Raw genomic sequence first — 19,397 nt, forward strand, 5'->3', positions numbered from 1 at the left:
TCGTACGAGGGGCGGTCCGTCAACAGACGGACCGCCCCTCGGAAGGTCATTCAGATCAGCAGGTGCCAGTAGCCGCAGCCGTGGTGTCGGTGATCTTGTAGTCAGTGGCGGTGGCGCCCTTCGCGGAGATGCAGAAAGACGAACCCGTCGCAGCCGGCACGTAGGTGAAGACCGTGTCGGTGCTCTTGGTCCAGCCGTACGGGGTCATCGTGGCCGAAGTACCGAACTCCGTCGTCGTCGGGAGCTTGCCGTTCTTGTCGGTCTGGAACGCGATGACCGCAGTCTTGGCGTTCGCGAGGTCGGACTTGACGGTCGCGTCCTTGGCATTGTTCTGGACGTTGAGGTACACCGGGATCGCGATGGCCGCGAGGATACCGATGATGATCACGACGACGAGGAGCTCGATGAGCGTGAAGCCCTTCTCCTCTTCGGCCAGGAGACCCTTGCGGCGAGCGTCGAGCTTGCCCATGAGAGCGAAGTACATGGTTGTTTCCATTCGTTCAGGAATGTCGGGTGGAGTTTTGTTCGGGGCTTTGCTCGCCGCCGATGGCAAGCGTATTCGGGGCGGTTTCTGGGCATAATCCCGAGAACGGGGGTCACCGACAAACAAAATGCCCCCAGTAACGGGGGCACTCGTTGACCAAACCACCCCCGAACGGAGGTCGCGGTCGGGCTCGTCAGTGGACGAGCGACGTGATCTGGAAGATCGGGAGGTAGAGGGCGATGATCATGCCACCCACCACGACGCCCAGGAAGGCGATGAGCAGCGGCTCGATGAGCGACGTCAGCGCTTCCGTCGTCGATTCGACTTCCGAGTCGTAGAAGATCGCGATCTTCTCGAGCATGACTTCCAGCGAACCCGCATCCTCGCCGACGGCGACCATCTGCGAAACCATGCTGGGGAAGACCTTTTCCTTCGCCAGTGGATCTGCAATGGATTCACCTTTTCGAACGCTTTCTGAAACGCGTTCGAGAGCACGCTGCACGACGAAGTTGTTCGAGACCTCGCCGACGATCTTCAGTGCCTGCAGAATCGGAACGCCAGCACCGATCATGTTCGAGAAGTTCCGCGCGAACCTCGCGATCACGATCTTCTTCGTCAGCCCACCGAAGACCGGCATCCTGAGGAGGAGCGGATCACGGAAACTGCGGAACCGATCGGTGTTCTTGTTCGCGCGGTACCAGACCCACCCGACGACGATGGCGACGGCGAGGATCGGCGCAACCCACCGCATGGCGTGGGACAGCGTGACGAGGATCTGGGTCGGAAGCGGGAGTTTGCCCCCCAGGCTCGAGAACATGTCCTGGAAGATCGGGACGATGAAGACGAGCATCACCACGACGGCGACGAGTGACATCACCAGCACGACGACGGGGTAGGTCATCGCCGACTTGATCGTCGAGCGGAGCTTGTGCTCCTTCTCGAAGTTCGTGGCGATGGAGTCCATGGCCTGGTCGAGGAAGCCGCCGGTCTCGCCGGCGCGGATCATGTTGATCATGATCGGCGGGAAGTCGACCGGGTACTTGGCGACGGCGTCGGAGAAGGAGACACCGCGCTCGACGTCATCGCGGACCTTGCCGATGATGTCCTTGAGCTTCTTGTTCTCGGTCTGGTCAGCGAGGATCGTCAGCGCGCGGAGCAGCGAGAGCCCCGACGACAGCATCGTGGAGGCCTGCCGCGACATGATCGCGAGGTCCTTGAGCCCCACGCCCTTCTCGAATCCCGGGATCTTGATCTCGGTCTGCAGCCCGGTGCCGGCCTTCGCCTCGGTGATGGCGATCGGCGAGACCCCCATCGTGCGGAGGCGCTGGACGACAGCACCCTCGGACGCGGCGTCGAGCCGACCCTTGACGAGCTTGCCGCCGCCGTCGCGGCCCCGGTAGTCGAACGCGAGTGACATCAGTGGCCTCCGGAGAACTTGTCGCCGAAGTCGATCCCGCTCGCGGCGATGGCCGCTGCGGACGAGTCGGACGGTGATTCGACGCGCTGCACGAGCCGGTCGAACCCTTCGTGGTCGTGGACCTTCTCCATCGCCGCGCGACGCGTGATGGTGCCGACGTTGACGAGTTCGGCGAGGTCCTGGTCCATCGTGTGCATGCCCGAGTCACGACCGGCCTGCATGGCGGAGGTGATCTGGTACGTCTTGCCCTCACGGATGAGGTTGCCGATGGCGGGGGTGGTGGTCATGATCTCGGTCGCGACGACCCGGCCGACCCCACTCGCCTTCGGCACGAGGGTCTGGCAGACGACGCCTTCGAGGGTCGAGGCGAGCTGCGTCCGGATCTGTCCCTGCTGGTGCGGCGGGAACACGTCGATGACGCGGTCGATGGTGCCGGGAGCGCTCTGCGTGTGCAGCGTCGCGAACACCAGGTGGCCGGTCTCGGCGGCGGTCAGCGCGACGGAGATCGTCTCGAGGTCGCGGAGCTCGCCGATCAGGATGACGTCGGGGTCCTGACGGAGCACGTGCTTGAGCGCCTTCGCGAAGGAGTGCGTGTCCGCACCGACCTCGCGCTGGTTGATGATCGCCTTCTTGTGGTCGTGCATGAACTCGATCGGGTCCTCGACCGTGACGATGTGGTCGGCACGGGTCTCGTTGACCAGGTCGATGAGCGCGGCGAGGGTGGTCGACTTGCCGGACCCGGTGGGGCCGGTGACGAGCACGAGCCCACGCGGCAGCTTGGCGAAGTCGCCGACGTGCTCCGGGATCCCGAGCTGCTTGAGCGTCTTGATCTTGGTGGGGATGATGCGGAAGGCCGCTCCCCAGTTGCCGCGCTGCTGGTAGTAGTTCACGCGGAAGCGGTATTCCGGCGACAGCGAGTACGCGAAGTCGAGCTCCTGCTCGTGGTCGAACTGCCCGGCCTGCTCGACGGTCATCAGGGTCTTCAGCGCCGCGATGACCTTGTTCCGCGCCCAAGGCCCGCCGGGAACGGCGGGGCGGAGTCCGCCGTCGACACGGACGGTCGGCGGGGCGTCGGCGGTGACGTGGAGGTCGGATGCGCCCTGGTAGACGACCTGGGCGAGCGCGGTGATGAGGTCGGGGTCCGCGACTTCACGAGCGTGGCGCGTGAAGCCGATCTCCGGCAGCGGCTCGGCACCCGGTGCGACGGCGGGCGTCGCGAACACGGTGGGTGCGTGCACGGCCGGGAGGACCGTGGTCGGTTCAGCAGGGACGACCGGCAGGTGCTGGGTCGCCTGGTCCGCGTACCCGTAGGACGCCATCGAGGGCGGGACCGCCGCCGGCGGCGTGGCCGGACGCGCCTGCGGCTGCGCGACCGGCACGGCGACGGGCGAACCGGACGGTGCGGGCCACCCGGCGAGGTCGTCGGACAGGTCGTAGACGGGCACGGCTGGCGCGGGCGCAGCGGCAGGGGCCGGCGCAGCGGCGGGCGCCTCCGACTGCGACGCCAGGCGCGCGGCACGTCGGCCGCCGACCTCGGTCCCGGGACGGCCGGGGTGCCAGCCGTCGATGGGGTCGTTGACGTCGGGGATGTCGTACACGGAGTCGGTCATCGGTTCGTGCCCTTCGCCTACGCCACCACGCGCAGGATCTCGTCGACGCTCGTCAGCCCGAGCTTCACCTTTTCCCAGCCGTCCTGGCGGAGCGTGAGCATGCCCTGCTCCTGTGCGACGCGGCTGATCTCGGCGCTGGACGCCCGTGCGACGGCGAGGCGCTCGATCTCCTCGGAGACGGTCATGACCTCGTGCAGGGCGATGCGACCGCGGTACCCGGTGTTCGAGCAGACGGCACAGCCCACCGGTGCGAAGAACGGCGGAATCGTGGCGTCGTCGTCACCGACGAAGCCCATCACCCGGAGCTGGTCGAACGTGTACTCGGCCGGGGCCTTGCAGCGGTCGCAGAGCTTGCGGGCGAGACGCTGGGCGACGACGCAGTCGAGCGCCGACCCGACCAGGAACGGCTCGATGTCCATCTCGGTGAGACGGGTGATCGCCGAGGGGGCGTCGTTCGTGTGCAGCGTGGAGAGCACGAGGTGGCCGGTGAGCGATGCCTCGATCGCGATCTGGGCGGTTTCGTGGTCGCGGATCTCACCGAGGAGCACGACGTCGGGGTCGGAACGCAGGATCGACCGGAGCGCGGACGCGAAGGTCAGGCCGGCCTTCGGGTTGACCTGGACCTGGTTGATGCCCGCCATCCGGTACTCGACCGGGTCCTCGACCGTGATCACGTTGATCTCGGGTCGGGCGACGGCGTTGAGCGTCGTGTAGAGGGTGGTCGACTTGCCCGAGCCGGTGGGGCCGGTGACGAGGATCATGCCGTACGGCTTGGAGTAGGACCGCTGGTACGCGTCGAAGTTCTGCTCGAGCAGGTTGAGGTCCTTGAGGGACATCGACGTGTTCGTGTTGTCGAGGATTCGCATGACGACCTTCTCGCCCCACACGGTGGGCAGGGTCGCCACGCGGAGGTCGATCTGGCGGCCACCGTGGCGGACGGACATGCGGCCGTCCTGCGGCTTGCGACGCTCGGCGATGTCGATGTCGCTCATGATCTTCAGACGGCTGATGACGCCGTTCTGGATGTTCTTGGGCGCAGGCGCCATCTCGTGCAGCACGCCGTCGATGCGGTAGCGCACCCGGACCTCGTGCTCGCCGGGCTCGATGTGGATGTCGGACGCGTGGTCCTGGATCGCCTGCGAGACGAGCAGGTTCACGAAGCGGACGATCGGGACGTCGTCGAGCGAGCCCTCACCGATGTCGACCTGCTGCTGCGCGTTCGCCGTCGCCTCTTCTTCGAGGGAGGACGTCAGGTCGTTGAGCTCGTCGTCGGCACGCAGGTAGCGGTCGAGCGCTGCGGCGAGGTCGCGTTCCTCGACCTGGAGCGGCTTGATCGCACGGCCGGAGGCGGCACGGGCGTCGTCGACCGCGAGCACGTTCGTCGGGTTCACCATCGCGAGCACGAGCACGTCACCCTCGAAGCCGATGCCGAGCACCTGGTGCCGCCGACAGAGCGCCGCCGGGAGCATCGACACCGCGGTGCCGTCGACCGGGTAGTCGGTCAGGGGGACGGTCTTGGAGTTGTTCGACGCCGCACGTGCGGTGATGAACTGCGCCTCGCTGACGACGCCACGGTCGACGAGGGAGCGGATCGAGCGTTCGTCGATCTCCTCGTCGCCGGTGAGCGAGTCGAGGTGCTCGATCGGGAGTGCTCCGTTGAGGATCAGGATCTCGGAGAGCGTCGCCATGAGTCTCGCTGCCTCCTTCGGGTTGCGTGAGGACGTCCTGGTGCGTCGACAGGGTTCGACGCCTGTCCACGCTATGGGGACGACGCGACGGTGCCGAGTCCCAGAATGAGGGGGCGAGCGGGGTCAGCGCGCACCCAGAACAGGGGACGGTGGACGGGCGCGGAATCGATCGCGCTGTGGAGGAGAGGAAATCCCTCGACGTGCGCGGCACTCGCAGGACATGATGAGTCATGGACATCACGAGCGTGACCGTGGGGCTGCCCGTCACCGACATCGAAGCGTCCTGCCTCTGGTACGGCGCGGTGTTCGAGCGCGTCGAGCCGGACCTCGAGCCGGACGAGGGCATCGCCGAGTACGAGATCGGCGGTATCTGGATCCAGCTCTTCGAGGACGACCAGGCCGAGGAGAACGCGGTCATCGTCCGCTTCGGCGTCGACGACGTCGCCGCGCAGCACACCAGGATCGGCGCGCTCGGCATCGACGTCGGGCCCATCGAGCGCGTCGACGGCGCCGTCGACTGGTTCGACGTCCGTGACCCCGACGGCAACGTGCTCAGCCTCTACTCGCTCGCGGACGAGACGGGGCGCGGATCAGGCGGTCGCGACAGCGACGCCGGCCGCACGATCTAGACGCGACCGAACGGCGGACGGGAGGCTCGGTGCCAGCTGGCACCGAGCCTCCTGACGGTCTGTGGTGCCGCGTTCCGCGGTGCAGCACCCGTGTGAACGTTGCGTTTCGACCCTGGACAGGCGTCCGTCGCAGTGCCAGCATGGCCGCCATGCAGAACACACGTATTTCAGATGTGGTACAGCGGCGATGCGCAGCGGCGGTCGTCGCTGCAGCGCTGGTCCTCGGATCGACGCTCGTCGCGTCCCCTGCGCAGGCGGCACAGTTCACCGCGAGGGTCGGCGCGATCGCGCACAACGCGGGTGACGTGACCCTAGCGGGCACGGGTGACGCCGGCGATCTCGTCTCGATCACCCCCTCGGACGGTGCGCCCGTCGAGACCCGAGTCAAGCCGAACGGCTCGTGGCGGACCACGGCGCACGTCGACGGGTTCGGGGACCACACCTTCCGCGTCGCCGACTCGATCGGCTCCCCCGTGGCGACCCTCCGCGCGAGCACCCACGAGGTGAGCTTCGAGCGGATCGTGGTCGCCCGCGAGAACTGGAACCGCTCCCTGAAGATCGACGGCACCGGCTTCGAGCCCCGCAGCCGCATCGAGCTCACCCTCGACGGCGTCCCGACCGCGACCACCACGACCGACCGCGACGGCGCCTTCGCCCACCGGATCTCCGGCGTGCGCTTCGGCGACCACACCCTCACGACCGTGGAGCGCTTCGACGGGACGGAGCAGCTCCGCGTGAACTCCTCGGCGAAGCTCGAACCCTCCCCCTTCGTGGACACGGTCCGGGTCGACCCCGTCGCACGCACCGTGCACCTCGAGGGGCGCGGCCCGGCAGGAACCGACATGCGGTTCGTCGACGAATCAGGAGCCCCGTGGCCACTGACCGACGGGCAGGACTGGACGGCGAACACCGACGGCACGTGGAGCGCCGACCTGGCGTACCCGCCCGCCGGGACCCGGTTCATGGGCATCGTCGCCGAGGTGTACGACGACGGCAAGCTCATCGGCTCGACGACGAGCGGGGCGACGATCCCGTTCCCGGTGACGGCGGACGTGACGAAGGCCACCGCCACGAAGCTCGTCCTCAGCGGATCCGCCGAGCCCGGCGCCCGCCTGTCGTTCACCGACGCCGACGGCACACCGGTGACCGACGCCGACGGCAACCGCGTCGAGCTGCCGGTGCCCGGGTCGTCGCAGTGGACCGTGACGCTCGACCCACGTCGCATGGCCGGCGGCACCGTGACCGTCTCGGCCACGGGCGACGACGGTCCCCTCGGCAGCGTCACGCGGACGTACCGCTGACCACATCCAGTCCGGCAACGAGCGAGGGCCCCGCATCCTGGTGGATGCGGGGCCCTCGTCAGTGGATCACTCGGCTCAGTTGTACGTGCCCGGCGTGAAGTCGTCCGACGAGAAGCTGTCGAAGTCGACGAAGCTCAGGTCGGCGTCCGAGAACGACGAGTCGTCCGCGAAGATGCGGTTCGGGTACCGCTCCGCCTTCGCTTCCTCCGTCGCGTTCACGTCCACGTCGCGGTACCGGCTGAGGCCCGTCCCGGCGGGGATGAGCTTCCCGATGATGACGTTCTCCTTGAGGCCGACGAGGTGGTCCTGCTTGCCCTCCATGGCCGCCTGCGTGAGCACGCGGGTGGTCTCCTGGAAGGACGCGGCGGACAGCCACGACTCGGTCGCGAGGGACGCCTTGGTGATGCCCATGACCTCCTGGCGAGCGGAAGCGGTCTTGCGACCCTCCTGCAGCGCCGCACGGTTGATCTCGTTGTACCGCGAGCGGTCGACGAGCTCACCCGGGAGCAGGTCCGTGTCGGCGTGGTCGACGACCGTCACCTTGCGGAGCATCTGGCGGACGATGACCTCGATGTGCTTGTCGTGGATCGGCACACCCTGCGAGCCGTACACGTCCTGCACACCGTTGACCAGGTGCTTCTGGACCTCACGGACGCCCTTTACGCGGAGGACCTCCTTCGGGTCCACCGTGCCGGCGATGAACTGCTCGCCGAGCTCGACGTGCTGGCCGTCCTCGATGAGGAGGGTCGCACGCTTGAGCACCGGGTAGATGAACGGCTCGTCACCGTTGTCCGGCGTGAGGATGATCCGACGACCCTTGTCCGTGTCCTCGACGACGACGCGGCCGGGGGCCTCGGCGATCGGGGACGCGCCCTTCGGGGTACGGGCCTCGAAGAGCTCGGTGACACGGGGCAGACCCTGGGTGATGTCGTCAGCGGACGCCGAACCACCCGTGTGGAAGGTACGCATCGTCAGCTGGGTACCGGGCTCACCGATGGACTGCGCGGCGATGATGCCGACGGCCTCGCCGATGTCGACCAGGTTGCCCGTGGCGAGCGACCGGCCGTAGCACTTCGCGCAGACACCGACGGCCGACTCGCAGGTCAGCACCGAGCGCACCTTGATGCTCTCGACACCGGCCGCGACCAGCTTGTCGATGAGGACGTCACCGACGTCCTCGCCTGCCTCAGCGACGACCGTGCCCTTCGCGTCCGTCGCCGGGGTGGCGAGGGTGCGCGAGTACACGGTGTTCTCGACGCGGGCGTCGCGGACGAGCTTGCCGTCGGCGTCGACCGTGGCGATCGGCAGCTCGAGGCCGCGCGTGGTGCCGCAGTCGTCCTCGCGGATGATGACGTCCTGCGAGACGTCCACGAGACGACGGGTGAGGTACCCGGAGTCCGCGGTCCGGAGCGCGGTGTCGGCAAGACCCTTCCGAGCACCGTGGGTGGCGATGAAGTACTCCGCCACGGTCAGGCCCTCGCGGTACGAGTTGATGATCGGGCGGGCGATGATCTCGCCCTTCGGGTTGTTCACCAGACCACGCATACCGGCGATGTTGCGGACCTGCAGCCAGTTACCACGGGCGCCGGAGGACACCATGCGGTTGATCGTGTTGTCGATGGGGAAGTTGTCCCGCATCTCCTGCGCGATCTCGTTGGTGGCCTCGGTCCAGATCTTGATCAGGTCGGCGCGACGTTCCGCGTCGGTGATCAGACCCTTGTCGAACTCGCCCTGGACCTTGGCGGCCTGCGCCTCGTAGCCCGCGATGATCTCCTTCTTGCGAGGAGGCGTCACGACGTCGGAGAGCGCGACGGTCACACCGGAGCGCGTGCCCCAGTAGAAGCCGGCGTCCTTGATCCGGTCGAGCGCAGCGGCCGTCTCGGTCTTGGAGTAGCGCTCGGCGAGGTCGTTGACGATCGCGGAGAGCGTGCCCTTGTCGGTGACCCGCTGGACGAACGGGTAGTCCGCCGGCAGAGTCTCGTTGAAGAGCGCGCGACCCAGGGTCGTCTCGAGGAGGATCGGCTGACCGACCTCGTAGCCCTCGGGGGCTTCACCCTCGGCGAAGTGGACACCCGACATGCGGATCTTCACCTTGGCGTTCAGGTGCAGCGTGTTCTGGTCCTTCGCGAGGATCGCCTCGGCGACGGAGGAGAACGCACGGCCCTCACCGACGGCGCCCTCGCGGACGGTCGTCAGGTGGTGCAGACCGATGATCATGTCCTGCGCGGGCAGGGTGACCGGACGGCCGTCCGACGGCTTGAGGATGTTGTTCGAGGCGAGCATCAGGATGCGTGCCTCGGCCTGGGCCTCGACCGACAGCGGCAGGTGCACGGCCATCTGGTCACCGTCGAAGTCCGCGTTGAACGCAGCACACACGAGCGGGTGGAGCTGGATGGCCTTGCCCTCGACGAGCTGCGGCTCGAACGCCTGGATGCCCAGACGGTGCAGCGTCGGCGCACGGTTCAGCAGGACGGGGCGCTCGCGGATGATCTCCTCGAGGACGTCCCACACCTGCGGACGCGAACGCTCGACCATGCGCTTGGCCGACTTGATGTTCTGCGCGTGCGACAGGTCGATGAGGCGCTTGATGACGAACGGCTTGAACAGCTCGAGGGCCATCTGCTTGGGCAGACCGCACTGGTGGAGCTTGAGCTGCGGGCCGACGATGATGACCGAACGACCCGAGTAGTCGACGCGCTTGCCGAGCAGGTTCTGGCGGAAACGACCCTGCTTGCCCTTGAGCATGTCGCTCAGGGACTTCAGGGCGCGGTTGCCGGTTCCCGTGACGGGGCGACCACGACGACCGTTGTCGAACAGCGCGTCGACCGCTTCCTGCAGCATGCGCTTCTCGTTGTTCACGATGATCTCGGGGGCACCGAGGTCGAGCAGGCGGCGGAGACGGTTGTTGCGGTTGATCACACGACGGTAGAGGTCGTTGAGGTCCGAGGTGGCGAAGCGGCCACCGTCGAGCTGCACCATCGGGCGGAGCTCCGGCGGGATGACCGGGACGACGTCGAGGACCATCGCTGCCGGCGAGTTGCCGGTGGCGAGGAAGGAGGAGACGACGCGCAGACGCTTGATCGCGCGGATCTTCTTCTGGCCCTTGCCCTCGGCGATCTGCAGACGGAGCGACTCGGCCTCTGCGGCCAGGTCGAACGCCTCGAGACGGAGCTTGATCGCCTCGGCGCCCATGTAGGCGTCGAAGTAGATCCCGAACCGGTCCTGCAGCTCGTGGAAGACGGCGTCCTCGGGCTTGAGGTCGCCCACCTTGAGGTTGCGGAAGTCCTCCCACACGCGCTCCAGGCGGGTGATGTCCTCGTCGAACGACTTGCGGACCTGGGACATCTCCTTCTCGGCGGTGTCCTTGGTGCGGCGCTTGATGTCGGCCTTGGCGCCCTCTTCCTCGAGCGCTGCGAGGTCGTCCTCGAGCTTCTTGAGGCGGTCGGCGATGATCGAGTCGCGCTGGTTCTCGAGGTTCTTGATCTCGAGGCGCATCTCGTTCTCGAGACCCGGCATGTCAGCGTGCCGGCCCTCTTCGTCGATGCTGATGATCATGTACGCGGCGAAGTAGATGACCTTCTCGAGGTCCTTCGGCGCCATGTCCAGCAGGTAGCCCAGGCGCGAAGGGACGCCCTTGAAGTACCAGATGTGCGTGACGGGTGCGGCGAGCTCGATGTGGCCCATGCGCTCACGACGGACCGAGGACTTGGTGACCTCGACGCCGCAGCGCTCGCAGACGATGCCCTTGAAGCGGACACGCTTGTACTTGCCGCAGGCGCACTCCCAGTCCCGGGAAGGACCGAAGATCTGTTCGCCGAACAGACCGTCCTTCTCGGGCTTCAGGGTGCGGTAGTTGATGGTCTCCGGCTTCTTGACCTCGCCGTACGACCACTGGCGGATGTCCTCGGCCGTGGCGAGGCCGATCCGCAGTGCGTCAAAGGAAGTTGCTTCGAGCAATGTTCTTCTCTCTTGCTGAATTCGAAACGTTGTCGGGCGGGGCGGGATCAGATGTCGTCGACGGAGGACGACTCGAACCGCGAGGAGATGTTGATGCCGAGCTCTTCAGCGGCACGGAAGACCTCGTCGTCCGTGTCGCGGAGGCTGACCGCCTGGCCGTCGGCCGAGAGGACCTCGACGTTCAGGCAGAGCGACTGCATCTCCTTCATGAGGACCTTGAAGCTCTCCGGGATGCCGGGCTCCTGGATGTTCTCGCCCTTGACGATCGCCTCGTAGACCTTCACGCGGCCGAGGATGTCGTCGGACTTGATCGTCAGGAGCTCCTGGAGGGCGTAGGCGGCGCCGTACGCCTCGAGCGCCCACACCTCCATCTCGCCGAAACGCTGTCCACCGAACTGCGCCTTACCACCCAGCGGCTGCTGCGTGATCATCGAGTACGGGCCGGTCGAACGGGCGTGGATCTTGTCGTCGACCAGGTGGTGGAGCTTCAGGATGTACATGTACCCGACCGAGACCGGCTCCGGGAACGGTTCGCCGGAGCGACCGTCGAAGAGCTGGGCCTTGCCGGAGGAACCGATCAGGCGCTCGCCGTCGCGGTTCGGGAGCGTCGAGTCGAGGAGGCCCTCGATCTCACGCTCGTAGGCACCGTCGAACACCGGGGTGGCGACCTTCGTGCCGGGTGCCGCGCTGCGCGCCGCCTCCGGGAGGGCCGATGCCCACTCCTGGACGCCCTCGACGTTCCAGCCCTGCTTCGCGAGCCACCCGAGGTGGATCTCGAGGACCTGGCCGAAGTTCATGCGGCCGGGGACGCCGAGCGGGTTGAGCACGATGTCGACCGGGGTGCCGTCCGCGAGGAACGGCATGTCCTCGACCGGCAGGATCGTCGAGATGACGCCCTTGTTGCCGTGACGACCGGCGAGCTTGTCACCGGCGGTGATCTTGCGCTTCTGGGCGATGTAGACGACCACGCGCTGGTTGACGCCCGAGCCGAGCTCGTCATCGCCGTCCTGCGCGTCGAACACCTTGACGCCGATGATCGTGCCCTCTTCACCGTGGGGCACCTTCAGCGAGGTGTCGCGGACTTCGCGCGACTTCTCGTTGAAGATGGCGCGGAGGAGGCGCTCTTCGGCGCTGAGCTCGGTCTCGCCCTTCGGCGTGACCTTGCCGACGAGGATGTCGCCGGGGCGGACCTCGGCACCGATGCGGATGATGCCGCGCTCGTCGAGGTCGGCCAGGAGGTCCGGGCTGACGTTCGGGAGGTCGCGGGTGATCTCTTCCTTGCCGAGCTTCGTGTCGCGGGCGTCGACCTCGTACTCCTCGATGTGGATCGAGGAGAGGGTGTCGTCCTTGATGAGGTTCTGCGACAGGATCATCGCGTCCTCGTAGTTGTAGCCCTCCCACGGCATGAACGCGACGAGGAGGTTCTTGCCGAGCGCGAGCTCGCCGTTCTCCGTCGCGGGTCCGTCGGCGATGACCTCGCCCTGCTCCACACGCTCACCGGCCGAGACGACGACGCGGTGGTTGTAGCTCGTGCCCTGGTTCGAGCGGTCGAACTTGCGCAGGTAGTACGTCTGCGTGCCGCCCTCGTCGAGCTGCAGGGTCACGGCGTCGGCCGAGACCTCGGAGACGACACCGGCCTTGTCGGCGGTGACGACGTCGCCGGCGTCGATGGCGGTGTAGCCCTCCATGCCGGTGCCGACGAGCGGCGACTCGGAGCGGAGGAGCGGCACTGCCTGGCGCTGCATGTTCGCACCCATGAGGGCGCGGTTCGCGTCGTCGTGCTCGAGGAACGGGATGAGCGACGTCGCGACCGACACCATCTGGCGCGGGGAGACGTCCATGTAGTCGACCTCGTCCTTGGCGACGAGTTCGACCTCGCCGCCCTTCTTGCGGACGAGCACCTTGTCGTCGGCGAAGTGGAACGAGTCGGTCAGCGGGGCGTTGGCCTGCGCGACGACGAACTCGTCCTCTTCCGAGGCGGTGAGGTAGTCGATGGTCTTCGTGACCTCGCCGTTGACGACGCGACGGTACGGGGTCTCGATGAAGCCGAACGAGTTGATCCGACCGAACGACGCGAGCGAGCCGATCAGACCGATGTTCGGGCCTTCAGGGGTCTCGATCGGGCACATGCGGCCGTAGTGCGACGGGTGGACGTCGCGGACCTCGACGCCGGCACGCTCACGAGACAGACCACCCGGGCCGAGGGCCGAGAGACGACGCTTGTGCGTCAGGCCCGCGAGCGGGTTGTTCTGGTCCATGAACTGCGACAGCTGGGACGTTCCGAAGAACTCCTTGATCGCGGCGACGACGGGACGCACGTTGATGAGCGTCTGCGGCGTGATCGCCTCGATGTCCTGCGTGGTCATGCGCTCGCGGACGACGCGCTCCATGCGGGACAGACCCGTGCGGACCTGGTTCTGGATGAGCTCGCCCACCGCGCGGATGCGACGGTTGCCGAAGTGGTCGATGTCGTCCACGTCGAGGCGGAGCTGCACCGGCTCGCCGTCGCGGACGCCGTCGATCGTGGTGCGCTCGGCGTGCAGCGAGACCAGGTACTTGATGGTCGCGACGATGTCCTGCACGGACAGCACGGAGTCGGACAGCGGCGCGTCGATGCCGAGCTTGCGGTCCAGCTTGTAGCGGCCGACCTTCGCGAGGTCGTAGCGCTTCGGGTTGAAGTAGAAGTTGTCGAGGAGCGCACGCGCAGCCTCGGCAGCGACCTGCTCGCCCGGACGGAGCTTGCGGTAGATGTCCTTGAGCGCCTCTTCCTTGGTGAGGATGGCGTCCTTCTCGAGGGTCGACTCGATCGAGGCGAAGCCCTGGAACTCGTCGAGGATCTCCTCGCTCGTCAGGCCGAGGGCCTTGAGGAAGACCGTGACCGACTGCTTGCGCTTGCGGTCGATGCGCACGCCCACCTGGTCGCGCTTGTCGATCTCGAACTCGAGCCATGCGCCACGCGACGGGATGATGCGAGCGGAGTAGATGTCCTTGTCGGACGTCTTCTCCTGCTGACGCTCGAAGTACACGCCGGGGGAGCGGACGAGCTGCGAGACGACGACACGCTCGGTGCCGTTGATGATGAAGGTGCCGCGCTCGGTCATGAGCGGGAAGTCGCCCATGAAGACCGTCTGCGTCTTGATCTCACCGGTCATGTGGTTCATGAACTCGGCGTTGACGTACAGCGGGGCGGCGTAGGTCTTGCCGCGTTCCTTGCAGTCGTCGATGGAGTACTTCGGGTCCTCGAGCTCCGGGGACGTGAACGAGAGCTGCATGGTCTCGCCGAGGTCCTCGATCGGGGAGATCTCCTCGAAGATCTCCTCGAGGCCGGAGTGCAGCGCGAGGTCGGTACGACCCTGCTCCTGCCCCTCGGCCAGTCGGGCCTTCCAGACGTCGTTGCCGACGAGCCAGTCGAAGCTCTCCGTCTGGAGAGCGAGCAGATCGGGAACCGTGAGGGTGTCCGTGATCTTGGCGAACGAGAGTCGCGAGTGGTTGCGACCGTTCTTGGGGTTGGTGGATGCGTTGGGCGCAGCAGCCAAGGGTGTGACCTCCGTAGGCCCCGTCGGGCCGGTACTGACGAGCAGCATGTAGGTGAGTGGATTGAACGCTCGGCGCAACCCTCGAAGACACGCGATCATGGGCCAGCCGCGTGAGCGGGAACACATGTGCGATGATCTGGGTGAGCGGTGCCCGCCGACATATACGGGACCGAACTCACCAGGGCCTGCTCTTGAAGGACTCTGCCTCGAAGAACTCTGCGTCGACCGCAATATGACGACACGGATGCCAGGGAGCGCGAACTGCCATCATAGGCAGCGCTCGCGCACGATGTCCAGTCCTGGCTTGACCAAGATCAGGACTGCCGTGTATAAGCAGCGGCGACCAGCAGCCATTCCCGGCCGTGCGCTCAGCCCAGGCGTTCGCGCTCAGCTGCAGCCGAGCCTCCAGTCAGGCCCGCCAGCGCACGGAACGCGTCTTCCGGACGCCGCGTCCGCACGAACGTGACGCGACCACGCTCGTCCGTGAGCTCGATGCCGAGCCCCGGGGTGAGCAGCAGCGCCCGGACGCCGCGGCCGAGCCGCAGGCCGATGCCGCCGTACGTCGCCGCGTCGGCCTCGACGAGACGGGCGTCCACGATCCGGTGCCGCGCGATCCGCCGGGGCGGGAGGGGGCGGAAGTGCAGGGTGACGTGCGTGTCGGTCACCGTGAACCCGGACCGCGCCAGCAGCAGGAGCAGTCCGACGACGACGCCGACGAGACCCGGGACGAGGAGCGCCGCCTCCGGCGCCTCCCCCGGCCAGCCGAGCACGGCCGCGGTCAGCCCGACACCCGCCGTGAGGAGCGCGCCACCGATCACGCGCATCCAGACGGGGGCCGTCTCGCGGTCCGCGTGGAACGGACGGGAGGCACGGGTCGCCTCCGCGGGCACGCTCGGCGTGGCGGGACGGTGCGTCTGGATACTCATGGTGTCGGCGGACATGTCGGGTCTCCTGCGGTTCGTGGCCGGCGGATGCTGCATCCGTATTTTACATAACGAACGCAATGTACTCAATGGTCGGTGCGCGCGAGCACGCCGAGGAGCCGCAGGCGGACTGCGGGTGACGGCGCGGAGTGCACTGCACAGCGACGCGCGTCACGGTCGGCCGGCGTGCGGACCCGCAGGGAGGTGGGGGCTCCAGGGGGTCGACGCACCCGGCACGACGACGGTCGTCGACGATACGTCAGGACGCTTGGCGTTCACTGGCCGTTCATGTGTACGCATTCATCTGGGCGGCGGTGCGCGCGCATCAGCCGGCCGGCCGCGCTCGCGCGTCAGCGCAGGGCGAGGGCGACGGCCTCCGCGCGGGTGCGGACACCGAGCTTCTGGAACAGCTGGTTCACGTACGACTTCACGGTCGGCACGGTGAGGAACAGCTCGGCGGCGATCTCCGGGTTCGTCCGGCCGTCGGCGATGCGCTCGAGCACGTCGGCCTCACGCGGGGTGAGCTCGGGAAAGCGCTCCCGGAGGGACGCAGGGGGCGTGGACACGTCCGTCCGGGTCGGCGGCGTTCCGGTCAGCGGCGTTCCGGTCAACTGTGCGACGAGTCGTGCTCCGACCGCGGCGTCGAACGTGGACTGTCCCGAGGCGACGGCGCGGATGGCGGTGGCGATCTCCACGCGACCGGCGTCCTTCGTCAGGTAGCCGCGGGCACCTGCTCGGAGCGCGGTGGTGATGGACTCGTCGTCGGCGAAGGTCGTCAGCACGAGCACGGCCACGTCGGGGTGCTCGGCCGTGATGCGTGCGGTGGCGGTCGGACCGTCGACGCCCGGCATCCGCAGGTCCATCAGCACGACATCAGGGGACCACCGTTCCACCGCGGCGAGCGCCTCGGCCCCGTCGGCTGCTTCTCCGACGACCTCGAGGTCCGGCACCATAGACAGCACCGTCACCAGGCCGTCGCGCACGATCGCCTGGTCGTCGACGACGAGCACGCGGATGGTCATGCGTCCGTCACGTCCTGCGCGTTCCGCACGTCCTGCGCGTCTGGTTCGTCGACGCGGGCGCCGGCGACGGGGACGTGCATCGCGACGACGAACTCGTCCTCGGAGCGTTCGGCCTCGACGGTGGCGCCGGCGTCCAGCTCCGCGAAGCGCTCGTGGATGCCGATCAACCCGTGCCCGCCGCCGGAGAGCGGGTTGGCGACGACCACGTCGACGGCGTCGCCGTCCCGGATCACCGAGAGGGACACCGGTCGGCCGGGGGCGTGGCGGCGGGCGTTGCTCAGGGCCTCCCGGGTGCTCGCGACGACGACGGCGCGGTGGGCGTCGTCCAGGTCGGCGAGGGCGAGGTCGCCGGTGACGACGAGTTCCCCGCCGAAGTCACGGTGGGCGGCGACGAGGGGGTGCAGGCTGGCGTCGGGTGCTGCGGCTGGGGCTGTGTCCGTGGTCGCGGCTGGGTCTGTGTCTGCGGCGGCGTGCGTGTCCGCGGCTGCGGCTGCGTGCGTGTCCGCGGCTGCGGCTGCGTGCGTGTCCGTTTCTGCGTCGTCGCGGAGGGCGTGCACCGCACGGCGGGCCTCGGCGAGACCGTCGGCCGCGAGGGTGCGCGCGGCACCGGCACGCTGCGTGGCCTCGTCGACCCGGCCGGCCTCGAGCAGGGCCTCCACCGCGTCGAGCTGCAGCACCAGGCCGCCGAGGGAGTGCGCGAGGACGTCGTGGATGTCCCGAGCGGCCCGCGACCGGTCGGCCAGGAGCCGGGCGCGCTGCTGGTCGCGTTCGGCCTGGCGCGCCTGCTGCTCGGCGACGCGGTACTGCCGCCGGCTGAACCCGACGAGGATCCCGAGGACGAGACCGGCGCACGACCCGAGGACGAACTGCACGGTGGCGCCCTCGAGACTCGCGGAGACGGCGATCTCGACGAGGGCGACCAGCGCGGCGACGACTCCGGTCCACACCGGGACCGCTGCGCTCGCCTGCAGCACGACGATGCCGACGATCACCGCCGCGATCATCAGCGCGTCGGTCGGAGCGACCACCGCGGAGCCCGCGACGACCATGACCGCGCCGGCTGCCGCCATCGTGCGGGGCGTCCTGACGAACTCCCGGAACGTCCACGCCGCGATCGTCACGCCACCGACGACCCAGACCCACGGTGGGAGCTCCTCGGCGATGCCGTTCCTGATGAACCAGAACGTGACGGCGACGATGCCGACGGCGCTCAGCACCCACCCGAGACGCGAACGCGACCGGCCCGCGGACGGGTCGGTCGGCTCGGGGACGGACAGCAAGGTCACCTGACCATCATGCCGCGGGTCCGTCCGGGGATGCGCTGGTCGATGACGAGCGCGCGGGCGGCACGGTTGATCGCGAGCATCAGCAGGATCGCGCCGGTGGAGGTGAGGAGGTGTGCGCCCATGTTCCCGCCGACGACGTCCAGCCCGACTCGCACGGCGATGAGCACGAACCAGAGTCCGGCGCCGTACCAGCCGGTGCGGGACTGGATCGTGCGGCCCTTGTCATCAGGGGTCGACACCGTCCGGAAGCGGGTCATGGTGCCCATCGCCAGACCCACGCCGACCGAGATGAGCGCCTCGATGCCGAGGAAGACGATGTCCGTCGTGGTGATCGTGGCCTTCGTCTGCGCCAGGACGACGACGCCGATGACCGCCATCACGAGCGGGGTGCGCCAGATCCGGGCCGGGTCGAGGTAGCGCCAGGTCGCCTGCCGGTACGCCAGGAACCCGACGAGCGCGAGCCCGATGACGATGTTCGCGATGAGCTGGACCGACATGATGTGTGCCTTTCGGTGGGGTCCGGCGGGGGTTCCCGACCGGTGATCCCATCGTGGTTCGGACGCTCAGCGGGCCACACCAACCACGGGTGGGGACGTGGGTGGTGATCGCGTGGTGTTCCATGGACCCATGGCTGATGCGTTCGACGGGTTCAAGCTCGGTGCCGGGTTCTCGGTGATCGAGCCCGACCGGCACCGGCCGGGCTCGTTCACGCTCGTCGTCGACGGCACGCCGCAGTCGCACGTCGACCTCGAGGACCCGACCCACCTGGCGTTCGAGTACATCCGTCGGATCGGCCACGCCATCGACCTGCTGCCGCCCGGACCGATCACGGCACTGCACCTCGGCGCCGGTGCCCTGACGCTCCCGCGCTACGTCGCGGTGACCCGACCGGGTTCCCGGCAGCAGGTGATCGAGCTCGAGCGCGACCTGGTCGACCAGGTGCGTGAGGCCCTGCCGTTCCCCCGGGGCGCCTCGATCCGGGTCCGGTACGGCGATGCGCGCGAGGTCCTCGGCAAGCTCCCCCACGGGCTCCGCGGCACCGTCGACCTGGCCGTGGTGGACGTGTTCGGCGGCGCACGGATCCCGGCACACGTGACGAGCGTCGAGTTCTACCGCGAGGTCGCCGAGTTCCTGTCCCCGACGGGCATCGTCGCAGTGAACGTCGCCGACGGTGCCGGCCTCGCCTTCGCCAGGGGCCAGGCGTCGACGCTGCAGTCGGTGCTGCCGTCCGTCGCGGCCGTCGCGGACACCGGCATGCTCAAGGGCCGTCGGTTCGGCAACATCGTGCTGCTCGGCTCCCCCACGGACCTCCCGGTCGCGGACATGCCCCGCCGGTACTCGTCCGACCCGATGCCCGCGAAGGTCGTGCACGGCGCGGAGCTCCGGTCGTTCATCGCCGGTGCGCCCATCGTCACCGACGCGACGGCCGTCGCGTCTCCCGAACCGAACCGGTCCGTCTTCGGCGCCTGACCCGGACCTGCTTGCGGGCAACCTGGTGGTGCCGCTGCCAGGATGGGTGCTGAACGACCGCGCAGGTGCGTGGA

General features: G+C 68.1%; 13 protein-coding genes. 3 read left to right on the top strand and 10 right to left on the bottom strand.

What is annotated here, in order from left to right; translation table 11 throughout:
* Positions 1-55: 55 nt before the first annotated feature.
* The 4 genes from ACIPJ2_RS01670 to ACIPJ2_RS01685 form a co-directional block, all read right to left on the bottom strand.
* A complete protein-coding gene (locus ACIPJ2_RS01670; protein WP_348639033.1) occupies positions 56-484 on the bottom strand; it encodes a type II secretion system protein in 429 nt (142 codons plus the stop codon).
* Positions 485-677: 193 nt separating this feature from the next.
* Positions 678-1,901: a type II secretion system F family protein gene (locus tag ACIPJ2_RS01675; RefSeq protein ID WP_402727267.1), complete on the bottom strand. Its 1,224-nt coding sequence runs from the start codon at positions 1,899-1,901 to the stop codon at positions 678-680.
* The gene (locus tag ACIPJ2_RS01680) at positions 1,901-3,511 is read right to left on the bottom strand and encodes a type IV pilus twitching motility protein PilT (protein ID WP_402727268.1); all 1,611 of its coding nucleotides are present in this window, start codon (positions 3,509-3,511) and stop codon (positions 1,901-1,903) included. Before ACIPJ2_RS01680 ends, ACIPJ2_RS01675 begins: the two co-directional genes overlap by 1 nt.
* Positions 3,512-3,528: 17 nt before the next feature.
* Positions 3,529-5,199 (bottom strand): GspE/PulE family protein, encoded by a 1,671-nt coding sequence (locus ACIPJ2_RS01685; protein ID WP_402727269.1) that lies wholly within the window; start codon positions 5,197-5,199, stop codon positions 3,529-3,531.
* A gap of 230 nt (positions 5,200-5,429) precedes the next feature.
* Here ACIPJ2_RS01685 and ACIPJ2_RS01690 point away from each other — a divergent pair, with 230 nt between their 5' ends.
* Positions 5,430-5,828, top strand: a complete 399-nt coding sequence (locus ACIPJ2_RS01690; protein WP_402727270.1) for a VOC family protein — start codon at positions 5,430-5,432, stop codon at positions 5,826-5,828.
* Positions 5,829-5,977: 149 nt separating this feature from the next.
* Positions 5,978-7,129 carry a hypothetical protein gene (locus ACIPJ2_RS01695; protein ID WP_402727271.1) on the top strand — a complete coding sequence of 384 codons (1,152 nt, stop codon included), beginning with the start codon at positions 5,978-5,980 and terminating at the stop codon, positions 7,127-7,129.
* Between the two features lie 75 nt (positions 7,130-7,204).
* On the opposite strand, the gene ACIPJ2_RS01700 is transcribed toward ACIPJ2_RS01695, so the two are convergent.
* The 6 genes from ACIPJ2_RS01700 to ACIPJ2_RS01725 all read right to left on the bottom strand — a co-directional run bounded on the left by ACIPJ2_RS01700 (position 7,205) and on the right by ACIPJ2_RS01725 (position 18,350).
* On the bottom strand, positions 7,205-11,086 hold the full coding sequence (locus tag ACIPJ2_RS01700) for a DNA-directed RNA polymerase subunit beta' (protein WP_281266034.1): 3,882 nt from the start codon (positions 11,084-11,086) through the stop codon (positions 7,205-7,207).
* Positions 11,087-11,133: 47 nt separating this feature from the next.
* A complete protein-coding gene (gene rpoB / locus ACIPJ2_RS01705) occupies positions 11,134-14,622 on the bottom strand; it encodes a DNA-directed RNA polymerase subunit beta (protein ID WP_281266035.1) in 3,489 nt (1,162 codons plus the stop codon).
* Between the two features lie 368 nt (positions 14,623-14,990).
* Positions 14,991-15,563: a hypothetical protein gene (locus ACIPJ2_RS01710; protein WP_402727272.1), complete on the bottom strand. Its 573-nt coding sequence runs from the start codon at positions 15,561-15,563 to the stop codon at positions 14,991-14,993.
* 332 nt (positions 15,564-15,895) lie between these two features.
* On the bottom strand, positions 15,896-16,567 hold the full coding sequence (locus ACIPJ2_RS01715) for a response regulator (RefSeq protein WP_402727273.1): 672 nt from the start codon (positions 16,565-16,567) through the stop codon (positions 15,896-15,898).
* Positions 16,564-17,853 (bottom strand): sensor histidine kinase, encoded by a 1,290-nt coding sequence (locus ACIPJ2_RS01720; protein ID WP_402727274.1) that lies wholly within the window; start codon positions 17,851-17,853, stop codon positions 16,564-16,566. The genes ACIPJ2_RS01715 and ACIPJ2_RS01720 overlap by 4 nt, the downstream gene beginning before the upstream one ends.
* Positions 17,850-18,350 (bottom strand): hypothetical protein, encoded by a 501-nt coding sequence (locus tag ACIPJ2_RS01725; RefSeq protein WP_281266039.1) that lies wholly within the window; start codon positions 18,348-18,350, stop codon positions 17,850-17,852. The genes ACIPJ2_RS01720 and ACIPJ2_RS01725 overlap by 4 nt, the downstream gene beginning before the upstream one ends.
* Positions 18,351-18,480: 130 nt before the next feature.
* Here ACIPJ2_RS01725 and ACIPJ2_RS01730 point away from each other — a divergent pair, with 130 nt between their 5' ends.
* Positions 18,481-19,323 carry a spermidine synthase gene (locus ACIPJ2_RS01730; RefSeq protein ID WP_402727275.1) on the top strand — a complete coding sequence of 281 codons (843 nt, stop codon included), beginning with the start codon at positions 18,481-18,483 and terminating at the stop codon, positions 19,321-19,323.
* The last annotated feature ends 74 nt before the right edge of the window (positions 19,324-19,397 follow it).

This window comes from Curtobacterium sp. NPDC090217 (genome assembly GCF_044746705.1).
Taxonomy (GTDB): Bacteria; Actinomycetota; Actinomycetes; order Actinomycetales; family Microbacteriaceae; genus Curtobacterium.